Source organism: Streptomyces sp. NPDC033177 (assembly GCF_055577715.1).
The window spans coordinates 792,561-806,682 of sequence record NZ_JBVIPS010000002.1 but is presented as its reverse complement, the minus strand read 5'-3'; the positions used below and the strand labels follow the sequence as shown (position 1 = coordinate 806,682).

10 protein-coding genes, 1 tRNA gene and 1 pseudogene are annotated in these 14,122 nt (G+C 70.3%); 9 read left to right on the top strand and 3 right to left on the bottom strand.

Going from position 1 to position 14,122, the window contains the following annotated elements; translation table 11 throughout:
• Positions 1–126 precede the first annotated feature (126 nt).
• Entirely contained in the window at positions 127–1,350 is a 1,224-nt protein-coding gene (locus tag ACZ5U5_RS09625) for an acyl-CoA dehydrogenase family protein (protein ID WP_469018604.1), read from the bottom strand.
• A gap of 39 nt (positions 1,351–1,389) precedes the next feature.
• Positions 1,390–1,860: an SCP2 sterol-binding domain-containing protein gene (locus ACZ5U5_RS09620; RefSeq protein WP_469018601.1), complete on the bottom strand. Its 471-nt coding sequence runs from the start codon at positions 1,858–1,860 to the stop codon at positions 1,390–1,392.
• A 69-nt stretch (positions 1,861–1,929) separates the two neighbouring features.
• Here ACZ5U5_RS09620 and ACZ5U5_RS09615 point away from each other — a divergent pair, with 69 nt between their 5' ends.
• The 4 genes and pseudogenes from ACZ5U5_RS09615 to ACZ5U5_RS09600 all read left to right on the top strand — a co-directional run bounded on the left by ACZ5U5_RS09615 (position 1,930) and on the right by ACZ5U5_RS09600 (position 5,773).
• The gene (locus ACZ5U5_RS09615; RefSeq protein WP_469018599.1) at positions 1,930–2,604 is read left to right on the top strand and encodes a TetR/AcrR family transcriptional regulator; all 675 of its coding nucleotides are present in this window, start codon (positions 1,930–1,932) and stop codon (positions 2,602–2,604) included.
• A 209-nt stretch (positions 2,605–2,813) separates the two neighbouring features.
• Entirely contained in the window at positions 2,814–4,766 is a 1,953-nt protein-coding gene (locus tag ACZ5U5_RS09610; protein ID WP_469018596.1) for an AMP-dependent synthetase/ligase, read from the top strand.
• Positions 4,714–5,538 (top strand): annotated as a pseudogene (locus tag ACZ5U5_RS09605) (FAD-binding protein); the annotation flags it as partial. The gene ACZ5U5_RS09610 and the pseudogene ACZ5U5_RS09605, both read left to right, overlap by 53 nt.
• A 22-nt stretch (positions 5,539–5,560) precedes the next feature.
• Complete coding sequence (locus ACZ5U5_RS09600) at positions 5,561–5,773, top strand: hypothetical protein (protein ID WP_469018594.1); 213 nt, start codon at positions 5,561–5,563, stop codon at positions 5,771–5,773.
• A gap of 98 nt (positions 5,774–5,871) precedes the next feature.
• Here ACZ5U5_RS09600 and ACZ5U5_RS09595 read toward each other — a convergent pair.
• Positions 5,872–5,944, bottom strand: a tRNA-Arg gene (locus ACZ5U5_RS09595).
• A gap of 307 nt (positions 5,945–6,251) precedes the next feature.
• On the opposite strand from ACZ5U5_RS09595, the gene ACZ5U5_RS09590 reads away from it, so the two are divergent.
• The 5 genes from ACZ5U5_RS09590 (at position 6,252) to ettA (ending at position 14,094) form a co-directional block, all read left to right on the top strand.
• Positions 6,252–7,916 (top strand): dynamin family protein, encoded by a 1,665-nt coding sequence (locus ACZ5U5_RS09590; protein WP_469018591.1) that lies wholly within the window; start codon positions 6,252–6,254, stop codon positions 7,914–7,916.
• Between the two features lie 5 nt (positions 7,917–7,921).
• Complete coding sequence (locus ACZ5U5_RS09585) at positions 7,922–9,874, top strand: GTPase (RefSeq protein ID WP_469018588.1); 1,953 nt, start codon at positions 7,922–7,924, stop codon at positions 9,872–9,874.
• A gap of 166 nt (positions 9,875–10,040) precedes the next feature.
• Positions 10,041–10,502, top strand: a complete 462-nt coding sequence (locus tag ACZ5U5_RS09580; RefSeq protein ID WP_469018586.1) for a single-stranded DNA-binding protein — start codon at positions 10,041–10,043, stop codon at positions 10,500–10,502.
• Positions 10,503–10,835: 333 nt separating this feature from the next.
• On the top strand, positions 10,836–12,278 hold the full coding sequence (locus ACZ5U5_RS09575) for a Cys-Gln thioester bond-forming surface protein (RefSeq protein WP_469019388.1): 1,443 nt from the start codon (positions 10,836–10,838) through the stop codon (positions 12,276–12,278).
• 151 nt (positions 12,279–12,429) lie between these two features.
• Complete coding sequence (gene ettA, locus ACZ5U5_RS09570; protein WP_469018583.1) at positions 12,430–14,094, top strand: energy-dependent translational throttle protein EttA; 1,665 nt, start codon at positions 12,430–12,432, stop codon at positions 14,092–14,094.
• The last annotated feature ends 28 nt before the right edge of the window (positions 14,095–14,122 follow it).

Below are 14,122 nucleotides of genomic sequence, written 5' to 3'. Positions count from 1 at the left end.
CGGACCGTCCGGCGTTTGAGGACGAACTCGGCGGAGCCGGTGATCCGGGGCGCGCGCGAGGCTTCGGGCCCGCTGCTTGCCCGCCTCACGCCTCGGGCCCGCTGTTTGCCCCCCCCTCACGCCGCCTCAGCGAATCTGCCGCCCCGAGATCGCCCGCGCGATCACCAGGCGCTGGATCTCACTCGTCCCCTCGAAGATCGTGTAGATCTTCGCGTCCCGGTACATCCGCTCCACCGGATGCTCCCTGCTGTACCCCGCACCCCCCAGCACCTGCACCGCCTTCTCGGTCGCCGAAACGGCCAGCTCACCGGCGCGCAGCTTGGACATCGAGCCCTGCCCCGCGTCGAACGCCTTGTCGTTGCGCGCCATCCACGACGCCTGCCAGATCAGCAGCCGCACGGCTTCGATCTCGGTCCGCAGGTCGGCGAGCGCGAAGGCGATGGACTGGTTCTCGATGATGGGGCGGCCGAAGGCGACCCGGGAGCCCGCGTAGTCGAGGGCGTACTCGTACGCGGCCCGCGCGATGCCCAGCGCCTGCGCCCCCACCGTCGGGCGGCTCACCTCGAAGGTCGCCATGGCGGCCTGCGCGCGCCCCCCGGAACCGGATGTGGTCCCCTCCCGGGCCCGCGCGAGCCGGGCGTCGAGACGCTCCTTGCCGCCGAGCAGACAGTGTCCGGGCACGCGTACGTCGTCCAGGAAGACATCCGCGGTGTGCGAGGCGCGCAGCCCCAACTTCTTGATCTTCTTGGCGCCTTCGAGGCCGCGTGTGCCGGGCGGCACGATGAAGGCCGCCTGCCCCCGCGAGCCCAGCGACGGGTCGATGGAGGCGACCACCACATGGACGTTCGCGATGCCGCCGTTCGTGATCCACGCCTTCTGGCCCGACAGGGTCCACTCGTCGCGTGCCTCGTCGTACGTCGCGCGCGTCCGCATCGCCGACACGTCCGAGCCAGCGTCGGGCTCGGAGACGCAGAACGCCGCGACCTTGGGGTCGTCCTCGTCACCGAAGCACTGCGGCACCCACTCGGCGAGCTGGTCGGGCGTGCCCGCGGAGAAGATCCCGGCCACCGCGAGCGACGTGCCGAACAGGGCCATCCCGATGCCCGCGTCGCCCCAGAACAGCTCCTCGTTGGCGATCTGCAGCGAGAGTCCGCTGGGGTCGCCGAACAGGTCGGCCAGGGACTCGAATCCGTACAGGCCGATCTTCGCGGCCTCCTGGATGACGGGCCAGGGCGTCTCCTCGCGCTCGTCCCACTCGGCGGCCGCCGGCCGCACCACGTCGGCGGCGAAGCCGTGCACCCAGCCGCGCAGGTCCCGCTGCTCCTCGGTCAGTTCGAGCGAGAAGGCCATGGTGTGCTCCCTTCAGGGGGTCGGTTCAGACGTACGGGGTCAGGCCTTCGGGATGTCGAAGTAGCGGGTCAGACCGGCGGCGAACGCCACATCGCCCACGATCTTGAGCTTGCGCATCATGAACATCGTCACGGGGCTGGAATTGCCGGAGACCAGCTTGAGGAACTCGGCGTCGGCCATCACGAGCGTGACGCGCGGCTCGGCGTCCGAGCGGCCCTCGCGGACGGTGCAGGTGCCCTGGGAGATCTCCGTCTCGTAGACCGCCTCGTCGACCCCGGTGATCTTCCAGCGGATCAGCGCCTCGACGGTGCCCGCGGCCTCCGGCTTGAACTGCCGGCCCATCCGCCCGAACACCTCTTGCAGGACGCGGGCGCGCAGCTCGGCGTCCTGGGCGATCGCGGTGATCTCCTTGCCGGAGAGCCCCTTCACGATCTTCGCGAACTCCTCGGGGGTGACGCTCGCGAAGTCAAGGCCGGCCAGGCCCTCGGGGCCGCCGATGCCGTCCGCCATGGCAATCTCCTTACTCAAGAGTAAACTTACTAAAGGGTAAGGTAGCCCCGAGTCTGGGAGGCTGCAAGGGTGACGGTCAACGGGAGAACTGAGGGACGGCGAAAGCGCGTTCCGCGCCAGGAGCGCGAGCAGCAGATCATCGATGTGGCGGTGACGGTCTTCGCCAAGCGCGGCTATCACGCCGCGTCCGTGGACGAGATCGCCGAACTGGCCGGGATCTCCAAGCCGATGGTCTATCTCTATCTCGACTCCAAGGAGGGACTTTTCCTCGCCTGTCTGCGGCGCGAGGCCGACCGCCTGGTCGCCGCGTTCCAGGACGCGGCACGGGCCGGCGGTGAAGCGCCCGAACTGCGCCTGCACGCGGGGCTTTCGGCGTTCTTCGCCTTCGTCGCCGAGCACCGCGACAGCTGGGTCGTGCTGCACCGCCAGGCGTCGGAGCTGAGCGAGGCGATCGCGTCCGCCGTCGCCGACGCGCGGCGTGCGGTGATGGCGGAGGTCGCCGGCCTGGTCTGGGACGGCATCGCGCAGAACCCTGGCGGGTCCCAACTGGACGACGAGGACGCCGATTTCGTGGCGTACGCGCTGGTCGGCGCGGCGGACTCGCTCACCGACTGGATGGGCGGCCATCCGGGCCAGTCGCCGGAGGGGGTCACCCTGCGGCTGATGAACATGGTGTGGGTGGGGATGGGGCGGGTGCTTGAGGGGGAGGTGTGGGTCCCGGGGTCCGGCCCTTCCTCGGGGTGATCGCTCCTCTCGTCCTGGTTCTTGTCACCTGGGTGCGGATGGCTCCCTGATTTCTCTGCCGCCCAACCCATTGAACTTTCCCTACGCGTGGGTAAGTTGACCTCCCAGTAAGTACGCACCGCACCACGTCAGCGCGACCTCTGCACGTCAGTGGTCAGGCACGTCAGTTGCTAGGCACGTCAGTTGGTAGCCGGGAGCCGGGAGCCGTCATGGGCGTACGCAAGGATCTGAAACGGGCGCAACGCCACCGCGGCCTCGCGGAGCGCGCCACGGTGGCGATCGTCCGGGACGAGCACGGCACGGTGCGCGAGGCGCGCACCGCCCCGCTCGCGGCGGAGCCCACCGCGGGCAGTACCGCCGACATCCCCTTCACCAACGACGCCGAGGCGCCCGGCGCGGTCGTCCTGCGCCGCAAGCAGGGCGACCAGTGGCGTCCGGTCACCGCGGCGGCCTTCGCGCAGGAAGTCACCGTCACGGCGAAGGGGCTGATCGCGGCCGGGCTCCAGCCGGGCGGCCGGGTCGCGCTGATGTCCCGTACGCGCTACGAGTGGGCCGTACTGGACTTCGCGATCTGGGCGGCGGGCGGGCAGACGGTGCCCGTGTACGCCACATCGGCGGCGGAACAGATCGAGTGGATCGTGCGGGACTCCGGCGCGACGCTGCTGATCGCGGAGACGGCGGAGAACGTCGCGACGGCCGAGGCGGCGATCGGGGCGGCGGACGGGGGGCTCGCCGCGCCGCCGCGCATCCTCTGCATCGACGACGGGGCCCTGCGCGAACTGGCCGACATGGGCGCGGAGTTGTCCGACGAGGAGGTGACCAAGCGCAGGTCCGCCCTCACCCCGGACTCGATCGCCACCATCTGCTACACGTCGGGCACGACCGGCAAGCCCAAGGGCTGCGTCCTGACCCACGCCAACCTGCACGCCGAGGCCGCGAACACCGTCGACCTGCTGCACCCGATCTTCAAGGAGATCACGGGCCAGGTCGCCTCCACACTGCTCTTCCTGCCGCTCGCCCACATCCTGGGCCGCACCATCCAGATCGCCTGCATGCTCGCCCGCATCGAACTCGGCCACTGCCCGAGCATCAAGCCGGACGAACTGCGGCCCGAACTGCGCTCGTTCAGGCCGACGTTCGTCGTCGGCGTCCCGTACCTCTTCGAGAAGATCCACGACACGGGGCGCGCGACCGCGGAGAAGATCGGGCGCGGTGCGTCCTTCGACCGGGCCGAGGGGATCGCGGTGCGGTTCGGCGAGGCGTACCTGAACAAGTTCCTCGACGCGGGGAAGGGCAAGGGCAGGCGCGCCCCCGGACCTTCCCTCGGGCTCCACCTCGGCTGGGCGCTGTACGAACTGCTGGTCTACCGCCGTATCCGCAAGGAGGTCGGCGGCAGGCTGCGCTATGCCATCAGCGGTGGCTCGCCCCTGGACCGGCGCCTCAACCTCTTCTTCTACGCCGCCGGGATCATCATCTACGAGGGGTACGGCCTGACGGAGACCACGGCCGCCGCGACCATCACGCCGCCGCTCAAGCCCCGCCCAGGCACGGTGGGCCTTCCGGTGCCGGGCACGGCCGTGCGCATCGCGGACGACGGCGAGGTGCTCATCAAGGGCGGCATCGTCTTCGGCTCGTACTGGAACAACCCGGCAGCGACGGATGCCGTGCTGCGGGACGAGTGGTTCGCCACCGGTGACCTGGGCGCCCTCGACGGCGACGGCTATCTCACGATCACCGGGCGCAAGAAGGACATCATCGTCACGTCCGGGGGCAAGAACGTCTCCCCGGCGATCCTGGAGGACCGGCTGCGCAGCAGGGCGCCGGTCGGCCAGTGCATCGTCGTGGGCGACAACCGTTCGTACGTCGCCGCGCTCATCACGCTGGACCCGGAGGCCGTCGAGCACTGGCTCGCCGTGCGCAAGCGCCCGAAGGACACCCCGCTCGCCGAACTGTGCCGGGACCCGAAGATGATCGCGGAGATCCAGAAGGCCGTGGACTACGCGAACGAGGCGGTGTCGCGGGCGGAGTCCATCCGCAAGTTCTCCCTCGTCGAGGGCGAGTTCACCGAGGACAACGGCCTGCTCACGCCGTCCCTGAAGATCAAGCGGCATGCGGTGGCGGCGGCGTACGAGGACGAGATCGAGGCGCTCTACGGTGAGTGAGGGGGCGGGGGCCGCCGGGGCTCAGGAGGCGCATGACCATGACTTCGACTTCGACGTACTGGTGGTCGGCTCGGGCTTCGGCGGTTCGGTGGCCGCCCTGCGCCTGACCGAGAAGGGCTATCGCGTCGCCGTCCTTGAGGCGGGGCGCCGCTTCACCCGCGATTCCCTGCCCCGGCACTCCTGGGACCTGCGGAACTACCTCTGGGCCCCTGCCCTCGGTCTCTACGGCCTCCAGCGCATCCACCTCCTGCGCAACGTCATGGTCCTCGCGGGCGCCGGGGTGGGCGGCGGCTCGCTGAACTACGCGAACACCCTCTACGTACCGCCGCCCCCCTTCTTCCGGGACAAGCAGTGGGCGGGCATCACGGACTGGCAGACAGAACTCGCCCCGTACTACGACCAGGCCCGGCGCATGCTCGGCGTACGCCAGAACCCGACGACGACCGAGGCGGACGAGCACCTGCGGGCCGCGGCGGACCGGATGGGGGTGGCGGACACCTTCCGGCTGACGCCCGTGGGGGTGTTCTTCGGTGACGGGGCGGACGCGGGCGGCGGTGCGACCGCTGGGGTCAGTGGCGGTACCGGCGGCGCCACCGGCTCCAGTCCTTCAACGGCCGGGGCGCGCCCGGAAGTTCCCGATCCGTACTTCGGCGGGGCCGGTCCTGCGCGGGCGGCCTGCACCGAGTGCGGATCGTGCATGACGGGCTGCAAGGTCGGCGCCAAGAACACGCTCACCGAGAACTACCTGTACCTGGCCGAGCGGGCGGGCGCGGAGCCACCCGGGGATCTCCGTGGTGGACGGCTCGGCGATCTCCGCGAACCTGGGCGTGAACCCGTCGCTCACGATCACGGCACAGGCGGAGCGGGCCATGGCGCACTGGCCCAACAAGGGCGATCCGGACGCCCGTCCGGCTCCGGGCACGCGGTACGCGCGCGTGCGGGCCGTCATCCCGAAGAGGCCCACTGTCCCGAAGGGGGCTTACGGGGAGCTACGGCTGCCGGAGTGAGCGGTGGGCTCGACGTCGATGATGCCGCCGAACGGCCGGTCGCCCCGACCAGCAAGAAGGCCCTCCCGGAGGGAGGGCCGAACAGGGATGGCGCGAAGCGCCCCCGGCAGGACTCGAACCTGCGGCCAAGCGCTTAGAAGGCGCCTGCTCTATCCACTGAGCTACGGGGGCCGGATGGTGGCCGGTGGCCTGGAGCCCGGGTTGGGACGAGCCGTGACCTTGCCGGGGACAAGGATAGGGCTCCCGGGTCCTTGTCCCTGGTGCTTCGCCTCCGCGGCACTATGTGGAGGTTCAGTGAAGCGGTCCTGATAATCGCAGGCAGGTGCGAATCTCGCATCGCTTTTGGCGTCTCACGCCCCGGGTGTTGTGCACTCGTTATGCCTGCGCCCCAGTCGCCCCTTCCATCCCATGTGTCCGATCGGCGCGCAGGGGTGCCCATATGCTTCAGAAAGCCACCAAAATTGGGCATTCTTCGCATGTGGTGACCTTGGACGTACGGCCTCAACTGCTCGACGCTCTCTCCGCGCTGCGCGAGCGTGTCGCCGCCGCACGCTTTCCGCTCCCCTTGCCGGGGGCGCCACGCGCGCGTGCCAACCGGGACGAGCTCCTTGCCCAGCTCGACGACTACCTGGTGCCCCGCCTGCGGGCCCCCGAAGCGCCCCTGCTCGCCGTGATCGGGGGTTCCACCGGGGCGGGCAAGTCGACCCTGGTGAACTCCCTCGTCGGGCGGCAGGTCAGCGAGGCGGGGGTGCTGCGGCCGACGACCCGCACACCGGTCCTCGTATGCCATCCGGAGGATCATCACTGGTTCGCCGGCATGCGCGTACTGCCCGACCTCACGCGCGTGTGGGTGCCGCGTCCGGAGCCTTCGGCCGGGCGGGACGAGGACGACGACGGCAGCGACGACCTGCTGCCGCCCGAGCCCGACGGCGAGCGCGCGCTGCGCATCGAGACCGCAGAGACGCTGCCCAAGGGGCTCGCCCTCCTGGACGCCCCCGACGTCGACTCGCTCATCTCCGACAACCGGATCCTCGCCGCCGAACTGATCTCCGCGGCCGACGTCTGGGTCATGGTGACCACCGCGTCCCGGTACGCGGACGCCGTGCCCTGGCATCTGCTGCGTACCGCCAAGGAGCACGACGCGACCCTCGTCACCGTCCTCGACCGCGTGCCGCACCAGCTGGTGGCCGAGGTGTCGCGGCAGTACGGGGCGCTGCTCCTCAAGGCGGGCCTCGGCGACGTGCCGCGCTTCACCGTGCCCGAGCTGCCCGAATCCACGGGCGGTGGCGGGCTGCTCCCCGCCACCGCCGTCGCCCCGCTGCGGGCCTGGCTCACCCACCGGTCCCAGGAGCCCACGGCCCGTGCGGAGGCCATCGCGCGCACCGCGCATGGCGTCATCCAGTCCCTCAATGTGCGGGTCCCGGAACTCGCGGGCGCCGTCGCCATCCAGTACGCGGCCGCACTGCGGCTCACCGCGGCCGTCGACGAGGCCTATGGACACGAGCACGCGCGCGTGCGGGAGCGCCTGCAGGCGGGCGCCGTCCTCGCGGGCGACGCGCTGAAGCGGTGGCGCAGCTATCCGCTGGACTGCGGCGCGGGTGAACTCCTCGACGCGGTCGCCGAGAGCCTGGAGGCGCTGCTGCTCTGCGCGGTGACCGCCGCCGACGAGCGGATCGACGAGGCGTGGCGCCGTGAGCCGGCCGCCGCGGCACCCGGGCTCGGCGGCCGTGACCGGTCCGTGCAGAGCACCGAGAGCGCGGAGAGCGTCGAGCACCGCATCGGGATGGCCGTACGGCGCTGGCGACGCATCCTGGAGGAGTACGCGGAGGACGAGGTCCGCGGGCTCGACCGGATCGAGAAGAACCTCGTGCCCGACCCCGAGATGGTGGCCGCCCTGCTCGCCACGGCCCTGCTCGGCGGTGACCGCGGACGTTCGGCGGGCGAGACGCTCGCCGAACGGATCGGCGCCCAAGGAGCGCTCCGGCTGCGGGACCGGGGCGGACGCCTGCTCACCACCTACCTGGACAACGTCCTGGACGCGGAGCGCGAACGGCGCCTCGCCCCCCTCGACAGCCTCGACGTGAACCCCGAACCCCAGGCCGACCTGATCGCCGCGCTGTCCGTACTGCAGAAGGAGAGGTGACCGCGGTGACTGCCGTCACTGATCACACCGAGCACGAGCGCGACGAGCCCCCCAAGGAGCCGAAGCCGACGAATCCCGATGGCGCCGCCGGGGAGGCCCGTGGCGACTCCGAAGTCGTCTGGGACGACGGGCTGATCGCGCGGCGCGGCGGCGCCACACGAAGCGGCTCCGCCCAGGGGACGGGGGGCGGCGCCGACGCGTACGCCCCCGCGGAAACCCCGCCCGCGGCGCCCTCCGGCACGCCTTTCACCACGCCTGCCACTAAGCCATCCGGTGCTCCTTCCAGTACGTCATCCGGTACGCCGTCCGGTACGTCGTCCAGCGTGTCGTCCGGTGTTTCGACCGCCTACGAAGGGCCCCTGCGCGCCCGGCTCGACGCTCTGCGGGAACTCGTCGGGCTCTCCCGCACCCGGCTGGACAGCGCCACGCTCGCCGAGGCGGGCAGGGTCCTGGACGAGGCCGCCGCCCGGCGCAGGCTTTCCGGCCGGCACACCGTCGTCGCCATCGCGGGCGCCACGGGGAGCGGCAAGTCGACGCTCTTCAACGCCCTCGCCGGCGTGACGATCTCGGACACGGGCGTCCGCAGGCCCACCACGGCGGCCCCCATCGGGTGCAGCTGGACGGATGGGGCGGCGGGGCTCCTCGACCGGCTCGGCATCCCCGGGCGGCTGCGCAGACGTCCGCTCCAGGGCCCGGACCTGAACACCCTGGAGGGGCTCGTCCTGATCGACCTGCCCGACCACGACTCGGCGGTCGGGGAGCACCGCGCGCACGTGGACCGCATCCTCGCGCTAGTCGACGCGGTCATCTGGGTGGTCGACCCGGAGAAGTACGCCGACGCGATGCTCCACGAGCGCTATCTGCGGCCCATGGCCGGGCACGCCGAGGTCATGTTCGTCGTGCTCAACCAGGTGGACCGCCTTCCTGGTGACGCCGCCGACCAGGTGCTCGACGATCTGCGACGGCTGCTCGACGAGGACGGCATCGCACTCGGCGAGCACGGCGAACCCGGCGCCACCGTGCTCGCCCTGTCCGCGCTGACCGGCGACGGGGTCGATGAACTCCGGGACTCCCTCGGTCAGTTCACCAAGGAGCGAGGCGCCGCCGCTCGGCGGATCGCGGCCGACCTGGACGCCACCGCCGACCAACTGTGGCCCGTGTACGCGGCCGGGGCCGGATCGCACGGAAGCCGTGGGGGCCGCACGTGGATCGGCCTCAGCGAGGAGGCGCGCGAGGAGTTCGCCGACCGGCTCGCGGACGCGGTGGGAGCGGCCGCGGCCGGGCAGGCCGCGGAACGGGCCTGGCGGCGCAACGCGGGCAAGGCGTGCGGGACGCCGTGGTTGCGGCTGTGGCGTTGGTACGAGGCCCAGCGCTCGCCGCGCGGCATCGGCTGGCCCGTGGCGCAGGCGCCCGCGGACGAGGAGGCCACGGCCCGGCAGCGCGTCGAGAACGCGGTGCGCACGGTGGCCGACGAGGCCGCCTGGGGGCTGCCGCAGCCCTGGGGGCAGGCGGTGCGGGAGGCCGCGACGCGCGGCTCGGACGGTCTGCCCGAGGCACTCGACGAGCTGACGGCGTCGGCCGGGGTGCCGGAGGGGAAGCCGCCGCGGCCCGGATGGTGGCCGGTCGCGGTCTTCGCCCAGGCGGCGATGACGCTGCTCCAAGTCGTGGGCGGGCTCTGGCTGGTGGCGCAGATCATCGGGGTCTCCGAGCCGAACCTGGGCGTGCCGGTGTTGCTGATGCTGGTCGGCATCGTGGGCGGCCCCTGTGTGGAGTGGGCGAGCCGGATGGCGGCGCGGGGGCCCGCGCGGCGTTACGGCGCGGACGCGGAACGGCGATTGCGTGAGGCGGCCGCCGGGTGCGGGCGCGCGAGGGTCCTGGATCCGGTGGCGGCGGAGCTGCTGCGGTATCTGGAGGTACGGGAGCAGTACGTGCGGGTGACGGGGGCGGCGGTCGGGTGAGCCCCGTCCCCACCCTCGTCCGGGTGAGGGAGTTGTCCACAACTGCCCGGTAGACCACAGGGCTCAGCGGGGCCGCCTCGACCGGTCCACTCTGAGATCGAAGCCGCGGGACGACCTCCGCGGCGGCGGAAGCGGAGTGGACGAGTGGACGAGGGAGGGGTTCGACATGAACGAGACCTTGGTGACGGTGGTGGGGAACGTCGCGACGACGCCGGTGTTCCGGGAGCTGCCCTCCGGGCCGGTGGCACGGTTCCGGCTCGCGGTGACGGCGCGGTACTACGACGCGGTGCGGAACGTCTGGGCGGATGGCCACACCAACTTCTTCACGGTGTGGGCGAGGCGGTCGCTCGGTGCGAACGTGCAGGGCTCACTGACGATCGGTGAACCCGTCATCGTGCAGGGCAAGTTGAAGGTGCGCGACGAGGAGCGGGGCGGCCAGCACTGGACGTCGGCGGACATCGACGCGACGACCGTCGGCCACGATCTCTCGCGCGGGACGGCGGCTTTCCGGCGCGTGCTGAAGGCCAACGCGGCACTGACGGATCCGGCGGCGGCTCGCGAGTGGGTGCCCGGCCATGAACCCGACCCCGAGCCCGAGCCGATGCCTGAGCCCGAGCCGGTGAGGTGATGGTCCGTCAGAGAGAGGGTGACTGATGTGGCGACCGAGGTGGCGACCGATGTGCGGCTTATCGGCGAATGGGTGCCGTTGATTTGTCGATAAGCCCGGTTCTGAAAGGTTGTTGGCGATAACGATTCCGAGTCGGATCGGTTATCGAACGGTAGGACGGGGGCCCGTGGTGTGCCGCGTCCCTAGGATGCCGAAGGTAGCTCACGGGGCAGTTGGTAGTGGATGCCACGCAGGTGGCAGGTGATTCTGCCCCTTCAATCTGCTGGCGGGACCACCCCCCTCGACGTGAACGGGTCCCGCCCGGAGGGGAATTCTGTGTCTTTTGCACGTTCAGTGGTTTCCGCGTTCTCGGCGTTCTCTGCCCCGTCCCGGGGGAGACGGGGCGCCACGCGCCTCGCCGCGGTGACGCTGGCGACCGGAGCCCTCGCGGCCGGCGCGATAGCCACCGCGGGTCCCGCGGCCGCGGAAGAGGTTCCGCAGCACCAGGGCGGAGCCGTCGCGACACTGGGCGGGCTCCAGACGTACGACCAGGCCGTCATCCGTGAGAACGGCACGAGCCAGCAGGTGCCCGCCGGGCTCTTCGAGATGTCCGTGGACGACGGCGGCACCCTGCAGACGTACTGCGTCGACATCCAGAACCCCACGCAGAAGGACGCGAAGTACCAGGAGACCCCCTGGAGCGGCACGTCGCTGAGCAGCAACAAGGACGCGGGCAGAATCCGCTGGATCCTGCAGAACTCCTACCCGCAGGTGAACGACCTCGCGGCGCTGGCCGACAAGGCGGGCGCGCGGGCGCTCAGCGAACAGGAGGCCGCCGCCGGCACTCAGGTGGCGATCTGGCGCTACTCGGACGGCGCCGACGTGGACGCGGTCGACCCGCAGGCCGAGAAGCTCGCGGACTACCTCTACAAGAACGCCCGCGGCGCCGCCGAGCCCAGGGCCTCACTGACCCTCGACCCGCCCGCGGTCTCCGGACGCGCGGGGGAGCGGGTAGGTCCGGTCACCGTGCGGACGGACGCGGACGCCGTGTCCGTGACGCCGCCCGCGGACGCGGCGACGAGCGGGGTGAAGATCATCGGCAAGAACGGCAAGCCGGTCACCTCCGCGGCCAACGGCAGTCAGCTGTTCTTCGACATCCCCGAGGACGCCCCCGACGGCTCGGCGGCACTCGCCGTACAGGCGTCGACCACGATCCCGGTCGGCCGGGCCTTCGCCTCCGAGACCCGGAGCCAGACGCAGATCCTCGCGGGCTCCAGCGAATCCACGGTCTCCGCCACGGCGAGCGCGACCTGGGCCAAGAAGGGCGCGATACCGGCGCTGTCCGCCGAGAAGAACTGCGCCGAGAGCGGCGTGGACATCACGGCGAGCAACAAGGGCGACCGGCCGTTCACCTTCCGCCTCATGGGCCTCAAGCACACCATCGAGGCCGGCACCTCGCGGACGGTGACGATCCCGCTGCAGGAGGACCAGGCCTACGACTTCACGATCAAGGGCCCGAACGGCTACGAGAAGCGCTTCAAGGGCGTACTCGACTGCCGTACGGAGGCCAGCGCGATCGGCAACAAGACGGAACCGGTGTCCGTCCCGAGCCCCGCATCGGCAGGCGGCACCAGCACGGGCGGCGGCGACCTCGCGGAAACGGGCGGCTCGAGCGCGACCCCGATGATCGCCGGCATAGCGGTCCTGATGGTGGTACTGGGCGCAGCGGCAATGTTCCTCCTCCGCAAAAAGCCAACCCCGACCACCACGGACCCGGAGCCGTCCCCCGAGGACTGACCAATAGCCACAGGCGGTGACAGATCGATTACCCAAACGCCTTACGAACGTCCAGGTCATGGCCCCCCAGCCATACTGGTTTCCCCCGGTAGGTGGCTGTCAGGCAAGATGGGGTGTATCTGCCCACTCACTGATTGCCGGACGGTTTCTCTTGGCTGAGTACATCTACACCATGCGCAAGACGCGCAAGGCGCACGGCGACAAGGTGATTCTTGATGACGTCACCCTGAGCTTCCTGCCTGGCGCCAAGATCGGTGTCGTGGGTCCCAACGGCGCCGGTAAGTCCACGGTGCTGAAGATCATGGCCGGTCTTGAGCAGCCGTCCAACGGTGACGCCTTCCTCTCGCCCGGCTACAGCGTCGGCATCCTCATGCAGGAGCCGAAGCTCGACGAGAGCAAGACCGTTCTGGAGAACGTCCAGGACGGCGCCGCCGAGATCATGGGCAAGCTCAAGCGCTTCAACGAAGTTGCCGAGCTCATGGCGACCGACTACTCCGACGCGCTCATGGAAGAGATGGGCAAGCTCCAGGAGGACCTGGACCACGCCAACGCGTGGGACCTCGACGCCCAGCTCGAGCAGGCCATGGACGCGCTCGGCTGCCCGCCCGGCGACTGGCCCGTCACCACCCTCTCCGGTGGTGAGAAGCGCCGCGTCGCGCTCTGCAAGCTCCTCATCGAGGCGCCCGACCTGCTCCTCCTCGACGAGCCCACCAACCACCTCGACGCCGAGTCGGTGAACTGGCTGGAGCAGCACCTCGCGAAGTACGCGGGTTGCGTCATCGCCGTCACTCACGACCGGTACTTCCTCGACAACGTCGCCGAGTGGATCCTCGAACTCGACCGTGGTCGCGCCATCGCCTACGAGGGCAACTACTCCACCTACCTGGAGAAGAAGCAGACCCGTCTCAAGGTCGAGGGCCGCAAGGACGAGAAGCGCGCCAAGCGGCTCAAGGACGAGCTCGAGTGGGTGCGGTCCAACGCCAAGGGGCGTCAGGCCAAGTCCAAGGCGCGTCTGGCGCGCTACGAGGAGATGGCCGCCGAGGCGGACAAGATGCGGAAGCTGGACTTCGAGGAGATCCAGATCCCGCCGGGCCCGCGGCTTGGTTCTATCGTCGTCGAGGTCGAGCACCTTTCGAAGGCCTTCGGCGACAAGGTGCTTGTCGATGACTTGAGCTTCTCGCTGCCTCGTAACGGCATCGTCGGCATCATCGGTCCGAACGGCGCGGGCAAGACCACGCTGTTCAAGATGATCCAGGGTCTTGAGGAGCCGGACTCCGGCAGCATCAAGATCGGTGACACGGTCAAGGTCAGCTACGTCGACCAGGGCCGGGCCAACATCGACCCGAAGAAGACCCTCTGGGCCGTCGTGAGCGACGAGCTCGACTACATCAATGTCGGGCAAGTTGAAATGCCTTCGCGGGCGTACGTCTCCGCCTTCGGGTTCAAGGGTCCGGACCAGCAGAAGCCCGCCGGCGTGCTCTCCGGTGGTGAGCGCAACCGCCTCAACCTGGCGCTGACCCTCAAGGAGGGCGGCAACCTGCTCCTCCTCGACGAACCGACCAACGACCTCGACGTCGAGACTCTCTCCTCGCTCGAGAACGCGCTGCTCGAGTTCCCCGGTGCGGCCGTGGTCATCTCCCACGACCGGTGGTTCCTCGACCGAGTCGCCACGCACATCCTCGCCTACGAGGGTGACTCCAAGTGGTACTGGTTCGAGGGCAACTTCGAGTCGTACGAGAAGAACAAGGTCGAGCGCCTCGGTGCGGACGCCACCCGTCCGCACCGTGCCACCTACAAGAAGCTCACCCGAGGCTGAGACCGAGGGCTGGGACTGGGACTGAGAC

Bases quoted from the DNA above. Each gene is read 5' to 3' on its own strand.
- ACZ5U5_RS09625 (WP_469018604.1), bottom strand. From the start codon at position 1,350: ATGGCCTTCTCGCTCGAACTGACCGAGGAGCAGCGGGACCTGCGCGGC.
- ACZ5U5_RS09620 (WP_469018601.1), bottom strand. From the start codon at position 1,860: ATGGCGGACGGCATCGGCGGCCCCGAGGGCCTGGCCGGCCTTGACTTC.
- ACZ5U5_RS09610 (WP_469018596.1), top strand. From the start codon at position 2,814: ATGGGCGTACGCAAGGATCTGAAACGGGCGCAACGCCACCGCGGCCTC.
- ACZ5U5_RS09580 (WP_469018586.1), top strand. From the start codon at position 10,041: ATGAACGAGACCTTGGTGACGGTGGTGGGGAACGTCGCGACGACGCCG.